This window comes from Magnetococcales bacterium, assembly GCA_015228935.1.
Classification (GTDB): Bacteria; Pseudomonadota; Magnetococcia; order Magnetococcales; family DC0425bin3; genus HA3dbin3.
Genome location: JADGCO010000048.1, coordinates 1 through 20,786 on the forward strand (window position 1 = coordinate 1; position 20,786 = coordinate 20,786).

General features: G+C 53.7%; 16 protein-coding genes. 10 read left to right on the forward strand and 6 right to left on the reverse strand.

Annotation, left to right across the window (positions count from 1 at the left end; genetic code table 11):
* From HQL65_12240 to HQL65_12250, 3 genes are all read right to left on the reverse strand, one after another.
* Positions 1 to 387, reverse strand: a 387-nt coding sequence (locus HQL65_12240; GenBank protein MBF0137000.1) for a hypothetical protein, incomplete at its 3' end; no start/stop codon positions are given.
* A 97-nt stretch (positions 388 to 484) separates the two neighbouring features.
* A complete protein-coding gene (gene yejB / locus HQL65_12245) occupies positions 485 to 1,534 on the reverse strand; it encodes a microcin C ABC transporter permease YejB (protein ID MBF0137001.1) in 1,050 nt (349 codons plus the stop codon).
* Positions 1,531 to 3,342 (reverse strand): ABC transporter substrate-binding protein, encoded by a 1,812-nt coding sequence (locus HQL65_12250; protein ID MBF0137002.1) that lies wholly within the window; start codon positions 3,340 to 3,342, stop codon positions 1,531 to 1,533. Before HQL65_12250 ends, yejB begins: the two co-directional genes overlap by 4 nt.
* A 181-nt stretch (positions 3,343 to 3,523) precedes the next feature.
* Between HQL65_12250 and amrB the strand changes: the two genes are divergently transcribed.
* From amrB to HQL65_12275, 5 genes are all read left to right on the forward strand, one after another.
* A complete protein-coding gene (amrB, locus tag HQL65_12255) occupies positions 3,524 to 4,342 on the forward strand; it encodes an AmmeMemoRadiSam system protein B (protein MBF0137003.1) in 819 nt (272 codons plus the stop codon).
* Between the two features lie 13 nt (positions 4,343 to 4,355).
* Positions 4,356 to 4,904, forward strand: a complete 549-nt coding sequence (gene amrA / locus HQL65_12260; GenBank protein MBF0137004.1) for an AmmeMemoRadiSam system protein A — start codon at positions 4,356 to 4,358, stop codon at positions 4,902 to 4,904.
* A gap of 18 nt (positions 4,905 to 4,922) precedes the next feature.
* Positions 4,923 to 5,981, forward strand: coding sequence for an ImmA/IrrE family metallo-endopeptidase (locus HQL65_12265; GenBank protein ID MBF0137005.1), 1,059 nt, complete (start codon positions 4,923 to 4,925; stop codon positions 5,979 to 5,981).
* Positions 5,982 to 5,989: 8 nt separating this feature from the next.
* Positions 5,990 to 6,538, forward strand: coding sequence for a hypothetical protein (locus HQL65_12270; GenBank protein MBF0137006.1), 549 nt, complete (start codon positions 5,990 to 5,992; stop codon positions 6,536 to 6,538).
* A gap of 445 nt (positions 6,539 to 6,983) precedes the next feature.
* Positions 6,984 to 9,485, forward strand: coding sequence for a response regulator (locus tag HQL65_12275; GenBank protein ID MBF0137007.1), 2,502 nt, complete (start codon positions 6,984 to 6,986; stop codon positions 9,483 to 9,485).
* Between the two features lie 167 nt (positions 9,486 to 9,652).
* Here HQL65_12275 and HQL65_12280 read toward each other — a convergent pair whose 3' ends face one another.
* Complete coding sequence (locus HQL65_12280) at positions 9,653 to 11,506, reverse strand: alpha-amylase (GenBank protein ID MBF0137008.1); 1,854 nt, start codon at positions 11,504 to 11,506, stop codon at positions 9,653 to 9,655.
* Positions 11,507 to 11,765: 259 nt separating this feature from the next.
* On the opposite strand from HQL65_12280, the gene HQL65_12285 reads away from it, so the two are divergent.
* From HQL65_12285 to HQL65_12305, 5 genes are all read left to right on the forward strand, one after another.
* A complete protein-coding gene (locus tag HQL65_12285) occupies positions 11,766 to 12,446 on the forward strand; it encodes a hypothetical protein (protein MBF0137009.1) in 681 nt (226 codons plus the stop codon).
* Between the two features lie 269 nt (positions 12,447 to 12,715).
* Complete coding sequence (gene dsrA / locus HQL65_12290) at positions 12,716 to 14,005, forward strand: dissimilatory-type sulfite reductase subunit alpha (GenBank protein ID MBF0137010.1); 1,290 nt, start codon at positions 12,716 to 12,718, stop codon at positions 14,003 to 14,005.
* A gap of 27 nt (positions 14,006 to 14,032) precedes the next feature.
* Positions 14,033 to 15,115 (forward strand): dissimilatory-type sulfite reductase subunit beta, encoded by a 1,083-nt coding sequence (dsrB, locus tag HQL65_12295; GenBank protein ID MBF0137011.1) that lies wholly within the window; start codon positions 14,033 to 14,035, stop codon positions 15,113 to 15,115.
* 39 nt (positions 15,116 to 15,154) lie between these two features.
* Complete coding sequence (locus tag HQL65_12300) at positions 15,155 to 17,038, forward strand: FAD-dependent oxidoreductase (GenBank protein MBF0137012.1); 1,884 nt, start codon at positions 15,155 to 15,157, stop codon at positions 17,036 to 17,038.
* 298 nt (positions 17,039 to 17,336) lie between these two features.
* Positions 17,337 to 18,632: an EAL domain-containing protein gene (locus tag HQL65_12305; GenBank protein ID MBF0137013.1), complete on the forward strand. Its 1,296-nt coding sequence runs from the start codon at positions 17,337 to 17,339 to the stop codon at positions 18,630 to 18,632.
* A 346-nt stretch (positions 18,633 to 18,978) separates the two neighbouring features.
* Here the strand turns inward: HQL65_12305 and HQL65_12310 are convergent, their stop codons facing one another.
* Both HQL65_12310 and HQL65_12315 read right to left on the reverse strand, forming a co-directional pair.
* Positions 18,979 to 19,590, reverse strand: coding sequence for a class I SAM-dependent methyltransferase (locus tag HQL65_12310; GenBank protein ID MBF0137014.1), 612 nt, complete (start codon positions 19,588 to 19,590; stop codon positions 18,979 to 18,981).
* 109 nt (positions 19,591 to 19,699) lie between these two features.
* Positions 19,700 to 20,554, reverse strand: coding sequence for a TIGR02281 family clan AA aspartic protease (locus HQL65_12315; protein ID MBF0137015.1), 855 nt, complete (start codon positions 20,552 to 20,554; stop codon positions 19,700 to 19,702).
* Positions 20,555 to 20,786: the final 232 nt, after the last annotated feature.

The following is a 20,786-nucleotide window of genomic DNA, read 5'->3' on the forward strand; positions in this document are numbered from 1 at the left end:
AGCGAATCGCTCCAAGAATTCACTCCGCGGTGATATGGAACTGATCAGGATACTGCGCAATTGATGTCGTTGTAAATTTGCCGTGCCCAGGTACAGGTAGTCATACACTGAAAGCTGGGAGAGGGAATTTTCATCCAGGCTTTCGGTAATTTTCAACTCAGCCAGAATGTGATCTGCATCAAGGTCCCACAGTCCGTCTGCAAGGAGCAGACGTTGTTCGTCTGTCCGACCGCTCTTATTTTGCTGGATCAAAATCAGGTCCGCCTTGGGTGGAGCCGAAACGACCTGGACTTCTGACCGTACCTCAATGCCGACAGGTTCCAGAAGGGTTTTCAGTGTTTCGGCAACCAGACAGTGCCAGCAGATATTTTCGATATTTTTATCCAAGCCGCGCATTTCCCGTATTAATCACGTTGATTGATGATTGAGGGATTTGATACATCAAATGGCTCATTGGATTTGCAGAAATTCCGTCCGATTCTGTTCATCGCGCACTGTCGAAGGTAATACGCGGATCGACCAGGACATAGGTCAAATCGGTGATGAGCTTGGTCAGCAGTCCGAGAATTGTGTAAAAATAGAGCGTTGCCATGACCACGGGATAATCCCGATTGATGACCGATTCGTAACCGAGCAGGCCCAGGCCGTCCAGGGTGAAAATGGTTTCGATGAGCAGGCTGCCGCTGAAAAAGGCGGCCACGAAGGAGCCGGGAAAACCTGTGACCAGGGGGATCATGGCATTGCGGAAGACGTGGCGATACAGCACGTTGCGTTCGGACAATCCTTTGGCCCGGGCCGTGATGACGTATTGTTTGGATATTTCTTCCAGGAAACTGTTTTTGGTCAGCATGGTCATGACGGCGAAGGAACCCACCGAAGCGGCGGTGATGGGCAGGACCATGTGCCAAAGATAGTCGGTGATGCGGGCGGGCCAGGAGAGGGTTTGCCAGTTGTCCGAATAGAGGCCACGCAAGGGGAACACATCCCAAAAGCTTCCCCCCCCGAACAGGACGATCAACAAAATACCCAGGACAAAGCCCGGAATCGAATAACCCACCATGATCACGGTGGAGGTGGCAACGTCAAAGCGGCTGCCATGGTGGACGGCTTTGCGGATGCCCAGGGGGATGCTGACCAGATAGGTCAAAAAAAAGGTCCACATGCCCAGGGAGATCGACACCGGCAATTTGTCGATCACGAGATCCACCACGCGGCGGTGACGATAATAGGACTCGCCAAATTCAAAGCGGAGGTAATTCCACATCATGTGGACGAAGCGTTCCGGGGCGGGTCGGTCGAAGCCGTACAATTTTGTCAGGATGCGAATTTGCTCCGGGTCCACTCCTTCGCTGCCCCGATAGGGTCCCTGGCGACCACTGCTGGCCACCTCTCCCTGGGGGTGGTTTTTCAACAGGGAGACCATTCTTTCCACGGGTCCACCCGGAACGAACTGAATGATGGCAAAGGTCAGGATCATGATGCCGAACAGGGTGGGCAGCATGAGCAACAGACGCCGGATAATGTAGGCGGTCACGGTTTCTTTCCTGTTGCGGTTGGATCTTTTTTGAACCACCAAGTGAAGAGCCAATCGTGGGGTGTATAGTAGAGGGGAAGTTTTTCTGGTTTGGCAAAGCGATTCCAGTAGGCAACCCGGTGGAAGGGAATGTGGAAGTGAGGCACCATGTACCAGCCGCTGCGCAACACCCGATCCAGGGCACGGCAGGCCGTGATCAGGGCGGGGCGATCCTTGGCGTAGATGATGTGGTCAACCAGGGCATCCACCACGGGATTTTCGATACCGATCAGATTGCGGCTGCCCGGGACCTGGGCCTGGGATGAGTGCCAAAAACCGCGTTGTTCGTTGCCAGGCGAGAGGGATTGACCGTAGGTGCCAACGATCAGGTCAAAATCAAAATTTTCCAGACGGCGTTGATAGAGAGAGAGATCGACGGTGCGATAGTTCAGGCGAATGCCCAGTTTGCGCAAGTTTTCCGCGTAGGGACCCAGGACCCGTTCGAAGGCCTGCATGCCCAGCAGGGCATCCACCTCGAATGGTTTGCCTTCGGCATTGAGCAGGATACCGTTGGGTCCCATTTTCCAGCCGGCCTCTTTCAGCAGGGCCATGGCTTGGCGCAGGTTGTCGCGCAGGGAGTGCGGCGGGAGGGTGGAGGGGGGACGCAACACATCCTGGAAGACCACCGGATCCAGTTGATTTCGGAAAGGTTCCAGGAGGGCCAGTTCTTCTGGAGAAGGGGTTCCCTGTGCGGCCAGCTCGGAGTTGGTAAAATAACTTTCCGAGCGGGTATATTGCCCATAAAACAGGTTCAGATTGCTCCATTCGAAGTCGAAGGCCAGATTGAAGGCCTTGCGCACGCGGATATCCTTGAAAAAGGGCCGTCGGAGATTCATGACAAAGCCCTGCATGCCGGCACTGTTTTTGTGGGGCAGGGTCTCCTTGACGATGAGGCCCTGGTCGAATTTTTCACCCTGATAGTCGCGTGCCCACTGTTTGGAATTGTTTTCAAAATTGAAAATGAACTCGCCGGCCTTGAATCCTTCCAGGGCGACCTGGGGATCCCGAAAATATTTGATGGTGATCTGTTGAAAGTTGAATTGTCCTCGCCGGACGGGCAACTTCCATCCCCAATAGTCGGCTCGCCGTTCGTAAGTGATGATTTTGCCAGGCTGGAAAGATTTGATTTGATAGGGACCGGAACCGAGCGGCGGGGTCAGATCGGCCTGGTCGAAAGCCTGTTTGGCGAAGAAGGCACGGCTCAGGATTGGCATTTCACCCGTGATCAGGGGGAGTTCCCGATTTTTTTGACGAAAATGAAAACGGACCACCTGGTCGGAGATGACTTCGGCGCGTGCAATGTCTTGCCAATAACTCCGAAAATTGGGTTGGGCCTTGTCCGACATGAGGGTTGTGAAGGAAAAGGCGACATCGTGGGCGGTGACGGGGGAGCCGTCGGCAAATTTGGCAGCCGGGTTGAGGGTATAGACCACGGACAGGCCATCTGGTGCCACTTCCATGTTTTGGGCCAGTAAACCATATTGGGCAAAGGGTTCATCCAGGGAGCGTGTGGTCAAGGTTTCAAAGACCAGGGTATCCAGATATTCTGGCGCGGTTCCTTTCAGGGTAAAGGGGTTCATTTTGTCGAACCCGCCTATGCCATCAAGAATCAACTCGCCTCCGATTGCGGCTTTGGGTGAGGTGTAGTCAAAGCGTTCGAAATCAGCCGGGTATTTCAGCGTACCATCGAGGCTCAGGCCGTGAGCGGCAAAGAGGGTGGGTATCCAGACAAAAAACAGGAAAATCAGGAAAAAAATGTGTTTGACCATGGATCAGAACGCGCCTCCGGGTAACGAGTGGACATTCTCGAATCATACCAATCCCGGGGCAAATACGGCGATGGTTTGCGACGCCAATTCGCACTTCCGAGCATTTTTTTTGCAAGTTGTATTTGCATGATTTGCTTAAAAAGTAGACAATGAAGAGTCAAGAACTTTTGGGGGATCATGCATGGGATCAATACGCATTCGGACTCCAGCGGTTGCCGGGACCTTCTATCCCGGGCAGACCCGGGAATTGCGGGCGACGATACAACAGCTTTTGCAGGTGGCCAAAAGTGTGGCCGACCCTCCCTGCGCCATGGTGGCACCCCATGCCGGCTACACCTATTCGGGGTATACGATGGCCTGTGCCTATCGTTCGTTGCCCCGGGTCCCGAACGAGACAACTCCGGGTCGGCGTGTGGTATTGGTGGGACCCAGTCACCGGGTCCACCTCGAAGGAATTTCCGTGGGTCCCTATCATGCCTTCCAGACTCCTTTGGGGATGGTGGAGGTCGATATGGAAACCGTGGAGCGATTGGCAACCGTGACGGATGTGAGTCGTTCCATGGCTCCGCACAGTCTGGAACACTCCCTGGAGGTGCATCTGCCTTTTCTGCAAATGGTTGTGGGTAATTTTCGTCTGGTGCCCATCGTTTATGGGGAGATTACCCCGGAACGGCTGGCACACCTGATCCAGTTTTGCCTGGAGCCGGACGATCTGCTCGTGGTTTCGTCCGACCTGTCCCATTTCCACTCCTACGAAGAGGCGATCCTCCTGGATGAGGAGAGTCACCGGGCCGTGTTGCACCTTGATTCCAAGGCCATGGGGGAGTGCGAAGCGTGTGGCAACATCGGGATGCGGGCCATCCTGGATGTTGCCCAACAACGGTCCTGGCGGGTTGCCCTGGCCGACTATCGCAACTCCGGTGATACCTCTGGCGACAAAAGCCGGGTCGTTGGTTATGCCAGCTATCTGTTTCATCCGGCCGCCGCATTTTGTGTCTGAAAGGGGATCTGCCATGCAGGGAAAACAATTGCCGAATCTGGTTCGCACGCATTTGCAGCAGGTGTTGACAGGGCAGAAAGGCTTGTCAGCCGCATCTCTGATGACGGATTGGCCCGATCTGGCTCAACCGGGAGCCTGTTTTATCACCTTGACCCGGAAAGGCCAGTTGCAAGGGTGCATCGGTTCTCTGGAGGCGCGTCGTCCCCTGGCGGAAGACCTGCTCGACAATGCGGTGGCTTCGGCTACCCGGGACCCCCGCTTCCAACCCATGCAGGCCGCCATGCTGCCCGAGGTACGCATTGAAGTGTCGCTGCTGACGCCGCCCCAGCCCTTTCCGTATCGGGATGCTGCCGATTTGATGGCGCGTCTGCAACCCGGTGTGCATGGCGTGACCTTGACCTTGGGTGGCCGACGGGCCACGTTCCTCCCGCAGGTGTGGGAGCAATTGCCGGATCCGGCACAATTTTTGAGACATCTTTGCCAGAAGGCCGGTCTGTCAGGGGATTGCTGCCAACAGCATCCGGAAATTTCAGTTTATATGGCCGAAAAATTCAAGGAGTGAATCAAGGGAGAAAATGTAATGGCAATGAATGTGCGCATGGAGTTTGGTAAACGACTTTCCCATGAGCTTAAAAGAAGAGGCTTCGACAAGGGAAGAATGCCTCCTGATTTGTCTCTTGATGTGGCGATTCTTCAGGAATACCAGAACGGAAAGAGGAAAGTGAATCTTTCTGAAATTGGAAATATTTGTAAAAATCTTGGAATAAATCCAGTATATTTTATTTCTTCAAATTATTCATATCCGACTCTTTCTTTCAGAAATGCTAAAAAGGAACATGTTGAATTTGCTTTAAAAATTGAAGATGCTGTCTTGACAATTCAAGATTGTTTTCCCGATTTTTGTGTGCCAGATATTGAAATACCGAAATTTATTGAAAAAGATTTTTTTGATATTATTGATCATGTGGTTTCTTTTCTCGACAGGTTCAAGTTTTCTAATGTTGAAAGTTTGTTGGGCATGATGAAAATCATGATTCTTCCCATTCGTCCACCGGCCGATATTGATTATGATGCTTTTCTTGTGATCACGAAATCCAAAGGGGTCATCTGTTTGAATCCAAACAAGCCTCCTGTTCGGCAGCATTTTTCAATTCTTTATGAGCTGGCACATTTTATTTTTGATAGGGAAAAAGGGTTTGGTATTGATGTGTTGCCAAACAATTTATACAATGATCGTATTGAATATAAATTTCAGCCTGAATTTATTGCAAATAAATTTGCTCAATATTTTTTGGTTCCAGCCCATTGGGCCATAAAGGCATCTTACGCTTGGCCAATGTTTCATGCTGAAGAAGCTCAGAAGATTCTCAATGAAAGAAAAACGTCTCCCCAGGTTATGGTGAATGCTCTATGTGATCAACTTCGTCGCCTTCGTTCTGGGGCTGATTCTTCTTTTCTGCTGTATAGAGAAATTGGAGAGAAATTGAATTCTTGCGTATTGACAAGTGGTGATGCTTCATTTATTAAAACTGTTATCTCTCAACATGCACAAGAAATCAAAAAATGCTTGTTGAAAAATCAGGGTAAATATTCCAGTGAAATTTTTGCACAGATCATGTACGTTCTCCAGTTGGAGTGATTGAATCCATGGCTTATGTGATTCTTGATTCCAGTTTTATCAGTAGAATCCGGCGTATCGACAGAAAATGCAGTTTGATATCCTTGTTTGCTGATCCATATGGGGCATCGTGTGTCTATCATGTGCAGCAATATAAAGAGAATCCTTGTCATGAACAAAATGCCACCCCGGGCTGCATTGATTTGGAGTCCCTGATTGATGACGATGACGTTCTTGAGTTCTCGATGAATCATATAATTGATCTCTCTAAAATTTCAAGGGATCTTGTGGATATTAAAATAATTTTCTTTGCCAGTAAAGAAAGTGATGTCATCCTGTTGACCTGTGACGGCAATCTTTTAGAAGTCTGTCAACGTTTTTCCATAGGCCATTATTGTTTCAAGGCGGCTCTTGAACATTTGGATAAATATTATATTGGGGAAATATTCAATGGACAGGATTATGACACGGATTTGATGCATGATCCGAAGGGTGATGATCCATTTATGCATTACAAGCGAAATACGCGATGTGCGCCATGTCATGCAGGAAAAAATTGCATGATTGTATATAAATAAAGTTAGTCCTGTCATTTCGAAGGCGGGAACATTTAACAAATTAATATTTCAAACGGGTGGGTCTCGACTGGCAATTATTGAGACATCTTTGCCAGAAGGCCGGTCTGTCAGGGGATTGCTGCCAACAACATCCGGAAATTTCGGTTTATATGGCCGAAAAATTCAAGGAGTGAACAAAAAAAGAATATTTGCGTTTTTCCGGGAATACAGAAAACTGGGTTTTCTTGCAAGATCTTATAATTAATAGTATATATCATATGGATTCAAATATCTATGCGGGTAAATTTTGTCTGACATGGACTTTTCGTCCATCAACGAATGCCAAAAAAACAGGCAAATTATATTTTTTTAAGAATTGTATGGATTTTTTTGGGGAAAGAGTTCATCCTATCCGAAATGCATATAAGTTTCAAACAGGCTCCAATGAGGCTGGATGGTGGGTGAGATGGCGCAACGTGCATTTCTGAAACCACTTTCGCGGATCCTGCACGTACTCCTGGGTTTATTTATCCTGGTATCTGGCCTGGTGGGGATGATTGGTTGGCATGCCAGTCTGCCGCATCTTGTACAGGTCAGTCCGGCTCATGTGGCCATGCAGTACAATACAGCTTTGGCATTTTTCTTGACCGGAATCGGGATATCGGCTCTGAATTCACAGTGGTTCCAGATTGCGTACCTGTGTGGTGGAGCGGTAGCGTTATTGGGCGGTCTCTCTTTGGTGGAATATCTGGTCGGGCTGAATTTGGGTCTGGATCAGTTGTTCATGGTTCATCATATCACGATTTACACTTCCCATCCCGGACGCATGGCCCCCAATACGGCCGTCTGTTTTGTCTTGACAGGGATTGTTTTGGCAGGATGGAGGTATGCCATCCGGACCTCGACCTGGTATGTCATGGGTGTGTTGGGGGCGATTGCGACAGGAATTGCCTTGGCTGAGATTGTCAGCTATTCCTTGATGTTGGAAGCTGATTTCGGATGGTTTCATTTCACGAAAATGGCTCCACAAACCGCTGTTGGTTTTTTCGTCGCAGGCATGGGCGCATTGGCCTATGGCTGGCGTCAATCCGCAATTTTGTATGGATTCAGGTCAGCCTGGGGTCTGGCAACAACCGGGTTGATCGGGATGATGATCACCGTGATTTTGGGGGTTATTGTCAAAATATCTTTGGAAGAACATAACTTTGATGCTGGATCCTTTCTTCACCTGGTCGATGATTTGATCCTGATCCTGGGTATTTCCCTGACGATAACTTTAGTGGCATCGATGGCGTTCGCCCACGCTGCCAGGCAAAGGTTCATGGATCTGTCGGCTGCCCACCAACAGTTGCAGGAGGAGACCAACAGGCATTGCCAGACTGCCCGGGCTTTGCAGGAGACAGTTGCCCGGCTCCGGATCAGTGAAGCGAACTATGGCGATCTGTTTGAGAATGTTCACAGTGGAGTGGCGGTTTATTCAACGCCAGACATGGGGAATACGTTCATTTTTCAGGGGTATAATCGGGCTGCGGAACGGATGGACCAGATATCCAGAGACAGGGTGTTGGGACAGGACGTGACTGCGGTGTTTCCGGGTGTGGTCTACTTTGGTCTCCTGGAAGTTTTTCGTCGGGTCTGGCGCACGGGCATGCCGGAACACCATCCTTCCTCCTTGTATCGGGATCAGCGGCTCATGGCCTGGCGAGAAAACTATGTATGCCGCCTGGCCAGTGGAGTCATCGTTGCCGTGTATGAGGATGTCACGGAACGCAAGCAGTCGGAGCTGGCTTTGCAACAAGCCAAAGAGCAGGCCGAACAAGCCACCCGGGCCAAAAGTGACTTCCTGGCTGTCGTGAGCCATGAGATTCGCACACCCATGAATGTGATCCTGGGGATGTGCGAGGTCATGCTGGAGACGAATTTGAATCATGAACAACGTCACCATGTCGAAACCATGAATCGTTCAAGTACGGTATTGATGGGAATCATCAACGATATTCTGGATATCTCACGCATTGAAACGGGTCGTCTTGTCCTGGGCTGTGCGTCTTTTTCGCCGCGCCAGGTCGTGGAGGATATCGTTGAAATCTTGCAGGTGTCTGCCCGGGAAAAAGGCATTGTTTTGGATGACCATGTGGATTCAGAAATACCGGATGCCATCCTGGGCGACGATGTGCGTTTGCGACAGGTGATGACAAACCTGGTCGGCAATGCCATCAAGTTTACGCCGGTTGGCCGCATCGAAGTATGCCTGACGTTACAAAGCGAGGCACCGGAAGCGTTGTTGTTCCAGGTTGCTGACACCGGGATCGGCATTGCCCAGGAGCTGCAAGGGAAAATATTCGACCAGTTTGTCCAGGCCGATATGGGGATGACACGTCGTTTTGGGGGGGTTGGTTTGGGATTGTTTATTTGCCGGCGTTTGGTGGAACTGATGGGGGGGCGGTTGTGGTTGGAAAGCGAATTGGGACAGGGAAGCACTTTTTCTTTTACCTTGCCGGTTCGGAAAACAGATCCCTCCGGTCCGCTGGCCACGCTCCAGAATCCGATTGTCGGAGCGGACGCCCGGTCTCTGAACATTTTGTTGGTCGAAGACTCTCCGGACAATCAGATTCTGTTTCAAACCTATTTGAAGAAAAGTTCCCATCGGCTGGTGATTGTGAACAATGGTGTCGAGGGTGTTGCCCGTGTCAAGGAGGAGGCGTTCGACCTGGTTCTCATGGACCTGCAAATGCCCATCATGGACGGCTACACCGCAACGCGCCATATTCGCCAATGGGAACGGGAAGCTGAACGATCTCCCCTGATTATTCTGGCCTTGAGCGCCCACGCCTCATCAGGCAACAAACAGGAAAGTCTGGCTGCCGGTTGCGACGATCATCTGACAAAACCCATCAAAAAACAGGAGTTGCTGGAGGTGATTCGACGGATTGGGCAGAGTAGGCCGGTTTCTGAAGGCGTTCAGTAAATTGACATGCGCTGCCTGCAAAATGCTCAATATGTCAATCAGGTTTGATTTTCCAGCCCCATTGGGTCCGATCAACACATTCAGGGGCTGCAATTCCAGGGCTGCGGAATCCGGTCCGAAAGAGAGAAGATTCCGCATGCGAATCCGGCGCAGGAAACACCTGTCATTCATGTCAGGAGCGCCATGCCATTGGGGGGGAGGGAGAGGTGGACAATGGCGCGTCCGTGGCGTTCGCTGACGTTTTCATGGTTTGGCTGGGACTCGGCTGCTTGTTGGGGGTCACGCAAGGCTTCCGGGGACCAGTCGCTTCGGTAGAGATAACGCAACGTGCTGCCGGGGGGGTGCAGTCCGGCATCGATGGTGATTTCGGCTCCCCGAATCTGGTGGGTATGGGTATTGATGACCACGAGGACCTCCTGGTTGCGGAAAAGTCGGGACCAGGCCATGAGTTCACCGGCGTCATGGATGATGAATGGTCCGTGCAGGACCGAGGTTTCCCTGGGGAAAAACTGTCCGCGCCGCAAGGCCAGGCCCACACCATCGCCGCCCGTCCGCAAGCGTCCGATGAGTGCGGTTCGCAGATAGGTTGGATGGGTTGTATCGAAAAAGTGACACCCTTCGGTTTCAAACGGTCCAAAGGGTCCGCCGAACATGGCTTCGCGTTGAAAGCGGTCGGCCCCGTCGCGCCCGGAACCCAATCCTGGCACGCCGCTGCCGCCACTGAGCAGGGCCTGTTCGGCTCCAAAGTGCAGGGCAGGCAGGCAGGGAAGGGTCAGTAAAACCCCTTCTGCCTGGGCAAGACGTTGATAACGTTCTTCTCTGGATGCCGTTCCAGCCGAAATGTCAAGATCCCGGTGATCCAGAAACATGACTCGATACCGTCCCCCGCCGGCAACGCCGGAGGCGTGGGCCGGATTGTCGAACATGGCAAAAAAACGTTGGGGGTGCAGGTTGCCTGCGAGGAGTTCATCCAGATTTTCCACCAATTCACCGTGATCCAGGACGGCATCGGCCAGATCCTGGGTTTCTGCCATGCCATGCCAGGGGGCACCGGGTTGCTGTTTGCCTTCGCCGAGCAACAAAAACTCTTCCTTGCCCAGGGAACCGGCAAATTGGCGGATTTCCGCACAAAAGCGATGCGTCACTTCCGGGGGCAGGGGGCGCAGGGTGTCGATCCGGAAGCCATCGCAATCACTGCGCACGATCCAGTGACACCAAAGGCGGATCATGGCGGTCAGAATCTGTTCCTGGTGCAGGTCGAGTTCCTTGAGGTCGGCAAGATCGCCACGTTCCAGGGCGGGTTCGGTTGTTGCACGGTTGCCGCTCATCTCCATACAGCCGTTGCGGGTATACCAGGAGGGGTCTTGCAGCTCTTCCGGCCAGACGCCAGCGTCGGCATCCATGATTTTGGGCACGCACTCTCCTTGAGCATTCCGCCAACCGGCAAATTCATAACGGGTCTCTTTGAAGGGCATGCTGTCGCGACCCTGGCCGTGTTCATCCCGATAGAACCAGTTGTTGCCTGTATGGGTCAGAATGATATCCAGAATCAGATACATGCCCCGTTCGTGAACCGAGTCTGCCAAGACGCGCAAATCGGCGACGCTGCCAAAGCGCGGATCCACTTCGAGAAAATTTTGGATGCCGTAACCAAAATCTCCCAGGGTTTCACGACGTTGTTTCCAGATCGGTCCCAGCCAGAGGGTGGAAATACCCAGGTTTTGCAGATAATCAAGTTTGCTGCGAATGCCCGATAAGGTTCCACCGTTGCAGCGTCGGGCTGCGCCAATCCATGCGGCCCGATCCCGAATCCGGGCATGGGTGGGGTGGTGGCGGTCGAAAAGAGGCCGGTTGGCGGCATGTTCGCGACCGTCGCTGAAACGATCCGGAAGAAGAAAATAAAAGAATTGATCCCGCCAGTCGGAAGGACTGGAACTCATGGAACTGGTGGCTTCCAGGGAAAGATCGACCAATCGCCTGGGTTTTTTGGGATCCAGGATGCGCAAGGTGGGTGCTGACATGGTTGTATCCTGGGTCAAGGATGCAGCAGAACCTGTGTGAGTCGCAGCAGGTTGCGCGGGGGCATTCCGAGGTGTGGGGGCGGGGGGAGGAGGGGATGGCAAGGGTGAGAGCGGGGAGGGTGTCATGGCGACCGGTTGAGTTGGGGTCGGGGTTGGAACTGGTTGGGTCGCGACGGGTTGCACCGGTGCAATAGTCGGGGGCAATGTTTCCGCTTTGGGCAAGGTTGGTGTGGGGGTCCGGGTGGGAGCCGGAGCTGGGGTGACGGTCGCCTTGGGGGCAGGAACCGGCGTGGGGGTCCAGGTGGGAGCCGGAGCTGGGGCGACAGTTACCCTGGGGGTGGGTGCTGGCGCAGGGGTCCAAATGGGGACCGGAGTCGGGGCGACAGTCACCCTGGGAGTGGGTGCAGGGGTTGGGGTCCAGGTGGGAGCCGGAGTCGGGGCGACAGTCACCCTGGGAGTGGGTGCTGGGGTAGGGGTCCAAATGGGGACCGGAGTCGGGGCGACAGTCACCCTGGGAGTGGGTGCTGGGGTAGGGGTCCAAGTGGGGACCGGAGTTGGGGCGATTGTCACCTTGGGAGTGGGAGCTGGCGTGGGGGTCCAGGTGGGAGTCGGAGTCGGGGCGACAGTTACCTTGGGGGCAGGAGCCGGCGTGGCGACTACGGTCGGAATTGGCGTCGGCTTGACCGCATCCCTGGGTTCTGGTTGCGGATCGGACGGTAGCGTTTCTGATGTGTCATCCGCAGGATACTTCTGGGAAAGGGCCAGCAAGGTCAACATGACTGCCGGTGCCATCAGGAACTGCATCTGGAATTTCCAGAGATGGGGCAGAATCATCAAAAACCAGAAGGGAAACATATGCCATCCCCGCATTGATCAATGGGCTGTGGATTGTATCGACGCTCCTGCAACATTAATCCTTGTAGGCGACGTTGAAAAGTGAAAACCCAGGCCTGCGGATCTGTTGGGTCGTTGCTCAGGTGATTTTTTTACTGAAGTGAGGAGCAAGGTTTGCGAGTGTGGGGGATTAAATATAAAAATGCACCGATCAGGAAAGATTGGGTTGCGTATGGGGGAATTTTGGGTTAAGAAGCCAATCATCAGAACTTCACCATGTTCTGATATGTTAATAAATCCATTTATAACCGATCAATTTTTTTTCTGCCCACACACACGTCCAAAACCCACAACTCTCTCAAGGGGAGTCGCTGCATGAGTGTCAAAAACGATGCCCGAAAGATTGAACTGAATACACCCCTCCTGGATCAATTGGAGACGGGTGGCTGGCCCAGCTTTGTGACGGATTTGAAAGCTTATTCCAAGAAACGTCCCCAGGTTGGACAGCTCCTGAACCAGTTGAATGAGTCCTACGAGAACCGTTGGAATTACTGGATCGGCACGGTTCTGAACGTGCCCGGCTATGGCGGTGGCGTCATTGCCCGTCTTTCCCAGAAAGCGGACAAGTATCCTGACTTGGCACAGTTTCATACCGTGCGTGTCATTGAGCCGCCAGGCTGGGTTTACAACACGAAAAATCTGCGCCAGTTGGCGGATATTGCTGAGAAACACGGTGCCGGGATCATGCAGCTGCATGGCATGACGGGCGACGTTCTGCTGCTGGGCTTTGACAACGACCAGTCCATGTCGGTTGCCGAAGAGCTGATGGAGAATGGCTGGGACATCGGTGGTTCCGGTGGTGCCCTGCGGACCCTGCAATGCTGCGTCGGTCAGGCCCGTTGCGAAATGGCCTGCTACGACACGATGAAGGTCACCAAGCACCTGACCGATACCTTCATCCACTATCTGCATCGCCCTGAATTCGTCTACAAGTTCAAGTTCAAACTCTCCGGATGCCCGAATGACTGCTCGAATGCGATGATGCGCTCGGATATGCCGATCATTGGCACCTGGCGCGGCGAGATGCAGATCAATCAGGCCAAGGTGAAAGAGTTTGTGAAGGCCAAGGGCCGGGCCTATGTCATCGACAACGTCCTGACCCGCTGCCCCACCAAGTGCATTTCCCTGAAGGATGATGACTCCATTGTCGTCGAACATCAGGATTGCGTGCGCTGCATGCACTGCATCAACGTGATGCACAAGGCTCTGAAAGTGGGCAAGGACAAGGGGGTGACCATCTGCATCGGTGGCAAACGGACCCTGAAGATCGGCGATACGATTGCCACGATGATCGTCCCCTTCATGAAACTCGAATCCGACGAGGATTTGGGTAAACTGACCGAGTTTGTGGAACGTGTTTGGGAATTCTGGAATGACAACGGCATGGATCACGAGCGGGTGGGTGAATTCATCGCTCGGGTCGGCCTGGCGACCTTCCTGGATGGTATCGGGGTTGAACCGGATGTGCGTATGGTGAACCGGCCCCGGAGCAGTCCCTACATCAAGTTTGAAGAGCTGGCCCCGGCGCGTATCGGGGGCGAGCAGAACAAAATGCCACCTGTTTGGAACAAAGAGCCGGAAGGTGCCGAATCTGTCAGCCGGTAAGCCAATTTCCAGATCCAGCATGGAGTGATGACGGACATGAGCGAAACAAAGATGGCGCCCCGTGACCAGGGCGCACCTGATTATAAAGTGAACTTGCATCCGGTGATGTTGAAAAACTACGGCAAGTGGGATTATCACGAGCGGCTGCGCCCGGGCGTGCTTGTCCATGTGGCCGAAAGCGGCGACAAGATCTGGACCATCCGTGCCGGTTCTCCCCGGACCATGAGCGCGGACAAAGTGCGGGAAGTATGCGATATCGCTGATAAATATTGCAAGGGGTTCCTGCGTTTCACGACCCGTTCCAACGTGGAGTTTCTGGTGGACAACGAAGCGTCCATCGCGCCGTTGATCAAGGAAGTGGAAGAAAAATTGAAGTTCCCCGTTGGCGGGACGGGTCCCTCCGTCTCCAACGTGGCCCATACCCAGGGCTGGATGCATTGCAACCTGCCCGGCTCGGATGCTGCCGGTTCGGTGAAAGCCCTGCTGGACGAGCTGATCGACGACTTCAAAAACGAGCGGTTGCCCAACCGGGTCCACATCTCTTCTTCCTGCTGTCAGATCAACTGCTCCAGTCATGCCGACATTTCCGTGATCGTCCAGCACCACCATCCACCAAGAATCAACCACAGCAACATGCAGATTTGCGAACTGCCCAAGGTGGTCGCAATCTGCCCGGTGGCCGCCATCCGTCCGGCGGTGGTCAACGGCCATGACTCCGTGGAAGTGGTGAAGGAAAAGTGCATGTATTGCGGGGCCTGCCATGGCCAGTGCCCGAGCATGGAAATCCGCGACTCGGAAACCGATACCCTGTCCATCTGGGTGGGTGGCAAGACCTCTCATGCCAGAACCCCCCCGACCTTGATGAAACTCGCTGTTTGGGGTCTGCCCAACAATCCGCCCCGCTGGCCGGAAGTGGGCCAGGCCGTGCGGACCATTCTGGATGCCTATCGGAAGGGCGGCAAACCCTACGAGCGCATCGGCGAGTGGATCGAGCGGATTGGCTGGCAACGGTTCTTTGAGGTGACTGGTTTCCCCTTCACCCGTTACCACATCGAGGACAACTCCGATGCCCTCCTGACGTTCAACCGGTCCGCCATGGTCCGGATCTGAGCGGTTTAAATCGTCACCAGGTGAAGAGGAACCGCACTCATGATCCAAACCAGCATTTTGCAGGAAGGACTCTCCAGAGACCAGGTCAACAGCCTCTTGAAGCCCTTCACTGGCGAAGAGGTGGTGGTCCGCAACGGGACAAGCTGGAAATGTCCCACCTATGTCCAACGCCAGCCCCCGTGCCGGCACGAATGCCCCTCCAGTGAGGATATCCGGGGCTATCTGACCGTCATTGCCCAGGCCGAAATGTTCAAGAAGTCCACGGATGCCGCCCTGGACGAAGCCTGGTATATCCTGACAGACAAAAATCCCATGCCGGCCACCCATGGTCGCATCTGCCCGCATCCCTGCGAATCGGGCTGCAATCGGCAGCACAAGGAAGATGGCTCGGTGGCCATCAACAACATGGAACGCTTTATCGGCGACCATGGTCTGCGGCGCAAGCTCAAGCTGAAAAAGCTCACGGACGAGCAAACCCGTCGGAAAGTTGCCGTAATCGGTGCCGGACCGACCGGTCTCTCCTGCGCCTATCAGTTGGCCCGGCGCGGCCATGCCGTCACCATTTTCGAGGCATTCGAAAAGACCGGCGGCATGCTGCGGTATGGTATTCCACGCTACCGCCTGCCGGATGATGTCCTTGATGCCGAGGTCCAGAACATTCTCGACCTGGGCGTCGAACTGAAACTCAATACCCGCATCGGCAAGGATATTTCCTTCGAACAGATCCGCAAGGATTACGATGCGGTCTACCTGGGGATCGGTGCCCATAAAGGCAGCAACCTGGGTGTCGCCGGCGAAGAAGGGGCCGCCAATGTGTTCACCGGTGCCTCCTTCCTGAACCGGGTCAATACCGGTGCCAAGGTGGAAGTGGGCAGCCGGGTGGTGGTCATCGGTGGTGGCGACAGCGCCGTCGATGCCGCCCGCGTCTCCCTGCGCTTGCAGGCTGAACTGGAAAAAGCCCAGGACAGCGGTGATGAAAAAGCCATGCTGGCCGCAGAAAATGCCTACGATGAGGAAGTTCACAAGGAAGAAGGAACCCACATGACGGCCAAGATTGCCGTCGATTCAGCACGGGCCTCCCTGCGGGTTTCCAAGTACTCCGAAGTGACCATCCTCTATCGGCGTACCAAGAACGAGATGCCGGCCATTGCCAAGGACGTTCTGGAAGCCGAACACGAAGGGATCAAGTTTGAATTCCTGGCTGCACCAAAAGCTCTCGTGCGGGAAGGTGGCCGGGTCACCGCCATCGTCTGCCAACGCATGCAGTTGGGCAAACCCGACAAATCCGGTCGGCGCAGCCCGGAGCCTATCCCCGGAGATGAATTCACCCTGCCCGTGGATACCGTCATTGTTGGTATCGGTCAGGTTCCGGAACTGGTGGGCGATCTCTCGACATTTGCCAACAAATGGGGTTGGGTCACCGCCTCCACCTCCATGCAGACCGAACAACAAGGTGTCTTCGCCGGGGGCGATGTCCTGGGACTGGGCATTTCAACCCGTTCGGTCGGTCAGGGTCGTATTGCAGCGCAGGCCATCGATGCCTTCCTGCTCTCCAAACACTACTCCCCGCCAGCCAAAGGCAGACCGGTTCGTCATACCGACATGCGGTTGACCTACTACAAGGACATGCCTCGCAACGAGGAGAGCCAAATCCCGACCGAAGAGGCGACCAAAGGTTTCAAGGAAATTTTTGAAACCATCACCACGGAACAGGCCTTGACCGAAGCCAAACGCTGCATGAGCTGCGGCATGTGCTTTGTTTGTAACCAGTGCCGCGTCTTCTGCCCCCGTGAGGCCGTTTCACGTGACCTGAAACGTCCGCATGGACAGGTGATGCACACCGACTATACACGTTGCAATGGCTGCCATGTCTGCCATATGGCGTGTCCCTGCGGTTACATTCAAATGGGTATGGGATTCTAACCCATTGAACCTGGTAGATGAATGATGATGGGTCCCGTGTCGGAGAGGATGGTATGCTTCTGACCGGGACCCTTCTTCGTTATGCTGTGGCCAGCCAACATGGTCTTGGTCTTTCCGCTGGGGCCGTCTATGGCCCGGCAAAAGGCCAGGAGAGTGGTCGAAGATGTTTTTTTGATATAGTTTTGTTTATAATCAATATGTTACGCATAACAGAAAAATAGATACTTCCCATAGGTACCCGATTTGTTATCTTGTTAGTGGCTCGCAACCGCCTCATCGTCCCACTTGGAGTCCGAACATGACATCGTCCGAAGAAAACAGAAATATCTTTGACTTCCTGGACCACGCCACACACATGGAAGGGGATCGTCTGGTTGGGGAGTTTCAGGGTTTGCGTCTGTTCAGCCATTTTCAATCGGTTTTCAGCCTTGCCCACCAGCGGCAGGTTGGGGTCGAGGCCATTTTCAGTGGTATCGATCCCGGCAAGCCGGATGAAGGACCACTGACATCGTTCAACGTCTTTTCAAGAGTCCCCCCGGAAGCCGTGATCCAGATGGATCAACTCCGGCAATTCCAGCATTTCAAAAATTTCCAGGCTGCCAACATGAAAGACCGTTGGCTCTTCATCAACCTCCACCCGAAGATTCTGTTGAGCCAGGGAGGCCAGGATATCGAATTTCTGGGTAGCGCCCTGGAGCGGGCCGGCCTGAAACCCCACCAGGTTGTGGTGGCCCTGCGCGAACATGCGGAAGTCGGCAGCGACAAGATTGTCCACACCATGGAAGGCCTGCGCAAACTGGGTACATTGATCGCCTTCGACGATTACAGCTCCGGTATTGCCAACCTCGACCGGCTCTGGACCTTGCGCCCGGATATCGTCAAGCTGAAACGCTCCTTCGTCGAAAATGCCATGCAGCATCCCCAGGCCATGCGCATGTTGAACAAGCTGGTCTCCTTGATTCATGCTTCGGGCTGTCTGGTGTTGCTGGAAAAAATCGAATCCGTCGAAGAGGCTATCGTCGCCATGGAAACCAGCGCGGATTTTGTGCAGGGGCACTTTTTCGGCGGTGCGCACCCGCGTCCCATGCGCAAGGATGTCCGCTTCAGCAGCGGTTTCTTTGCCGACCTGGTGGAAAAGCACGAACGCAGCCTCTCACGGCAAACACGTTCCCTGAAAAACGACCTCTCCGACCTGACCAATGATTTCATGGATTGCGCCTGGGGTGTCGGTGATGGTCAAAGCATCGAAGATGCCGGCCAAGCCATCCTGCAACGGCGGCGGACCGAGCGGCTCTATTTGCTCAATGAACACGGTGTCCAGGTCGGCCCGCATATCTACGGCCATCACCAATCCGCCCACAATGATCCCCGCCATCTGCCTCTGGAAGATTCGGTGGGTTCCACCTGGACACGGCGCTCCATCTTCACCGATGCCATCCGGCATCCCTCCATCGTCCAATCTTCCGCGCCGTTCCGCTCCATCTCCAGTTTGAATACCTCCATTACGTTGTCTGTTTCGGTGCGTGTTGGAGGCAAGCTGCATGTCCTTTGCTGCGACGTGCGTTGGGATGAGGGTGTGGTAGAGGGAAGCTGAGCTGAAATGGGTTAGAAAGGCGCTGTTCTGGTCTCTTTGGACAATGCCATGAAGGGTTGACGTGATTGTGGGGCGGATTCCGTATGAATCCGCCCCACTTTGTTGGTTATCCGTTTTTAAATCCCCCTCTCCAGGAAACTCTGATCCAATGACCAGGGGGGGACGTGTCACCGTGATGCCGACGAAGCAAGATTGATGAGCTGAAGCGATGCGGATCGTTGTCGAAACAACAGATCACGGATCGGGTGTTTTATTTGGGTCTGGCGTTCGAGGTGCAGGGATTAATTACTTAAATTATTCATGCAGGCAGAAACAGGGCATGTTGCCATGCTGAAGTACAATCAAATCACAGTTTACGGAACCGGCAATATATAAAACTCTGTCTTTTTTTATTGGGTGTGATATGGGTTTCAGGGATTGACTCCAAAAGCTCGAAATTGGGGCCAAGTTCCTGGAGAAGGGATTCCGGGGTATAGCGGACAATATCCAATTTGCTGCACTGGCTTGGTCCATCCATGGCAAAGGTGGCGATGATCACATGGCCATGGGGTTTGAGGTGTTTTTCAAGGCTGGCCACATAGGCACGGCGTTGCTCGGGTTCTGTGAAAAAATGAAAGACAGCCCGGTCATGCCAGAGGTCAAAGGCAATCCGGCTCTCGAACCGGGTGACATCGGCATCGATCCAGATGATTTCCCCCTCCCGACCCAGGAGGCGTAGCCGGGCATTTTCCAGGGCCATGGAAGAAATATCGAGGACAGTCAGGTTTTGATAGCCGGCGGTCAGGAGATGATCCACCAGGGTGGAGGCTCCGCCACCGACATCGATGATGGCACCGTTCTCCTTCAAGGAAGTATTTTCGATCAAGGTCAGGGAAGTCAGGGGAATTTTTTGGTACCAACTGGTTTCGGTGACCTTTTTTTTGTTATAGACCTCTTCCCAGTGCGCTTTTTGATCCATGGGCCTGTTCCTGTTCCTCGTGGTGATGGCATGCGGTTCCAAACATCCGCGCATCATAGGCGCTTTTTTTTATTTTTACCTCAATTTTCATGTCGGGATCAGCAAAATTTCATCCGCCATCCTTTTCTTTCAGGGTTCGCCAGCGAATGGTCATGATGTTTCCCTTGACTTCCCAGGCGAGCATTTTGTTGAAAAACTGCATGCCCAGCAGGGCTGTGCGCATGGGCGAGCCATTGACACTGGCTGCAACCCCCTGCATGTGCAGGTCTCCCAGTCTGAGATCGTTCAAAACCACGGCAGCGACCCGGACATTGCCATTGGCTGTGGCAAAAGTCTGATTGAAGATCAAATCTTCCTGGCGAAAACCAAGCTTGCGGGCTGTTCGGGGCGGAAGAACAATGCCGCTGGCCCCGGTGTCTACCAGAAAGCTGACCGGTTGCCGATTGATCAAGGCCTCGACATAAAAATGGCCGTTGGCGGCTCGATAGAAAGTCATGGAGCCGGGTTGTTCCTCGTACCCAAACCGGGGTACCAGACTGGCCATGACCTGGTCCAACACATGGAGCATTTCCTTTTTGAAAGCGAAACCGGCCACGAGGCTCGCTATGATGACCCACCATACGACACCCTGCTGGATACCACTTATCAATCGCTTGACGGAATGCGAGGCGAGCAACCAACTGATGATCAGGGACAGGAGGAGGGGGGAACCGAGGGTTTCCGGCAGGTCTGGCCCGGAAAGCGGGCCTACGAAACGTTCGTGCAGAAACAGGACGATGGCAGAGAAAAATCCGAGAAGCAACAAAAACCGGGTCCAGGACCATTCCGTATTGTCGGTGGCTTCCCGGGAATTTTTGCGCCGATGTCGGGCTCGTTTCAGGCAACAAGGCCGATCTTTGTGCGGCTCTGTTTCGGGCTTGGACCTGGCTTGGGTCCCGATTGCATTGTCCGATCCGACTTCCATGGCTTCTCCGGCCCCGTTGCAGATGGATTTGTCCCTTGTACGCAGCAGCAATAACGACGGATATGGAAGCGAGTATGGATTTTTCCTGTTTGGGCGGCAAGCAGATTTTCGTTTATCCCGCAGTTACCCGTTTCCGGCCCTGCTGCCTGCTTTTGCAAAGCAGACTGTCCACCCGGCGGAAAGGTACCCGGATCGTTGTCGATGTGGACCATGGTTGCACCCAGTGATACCG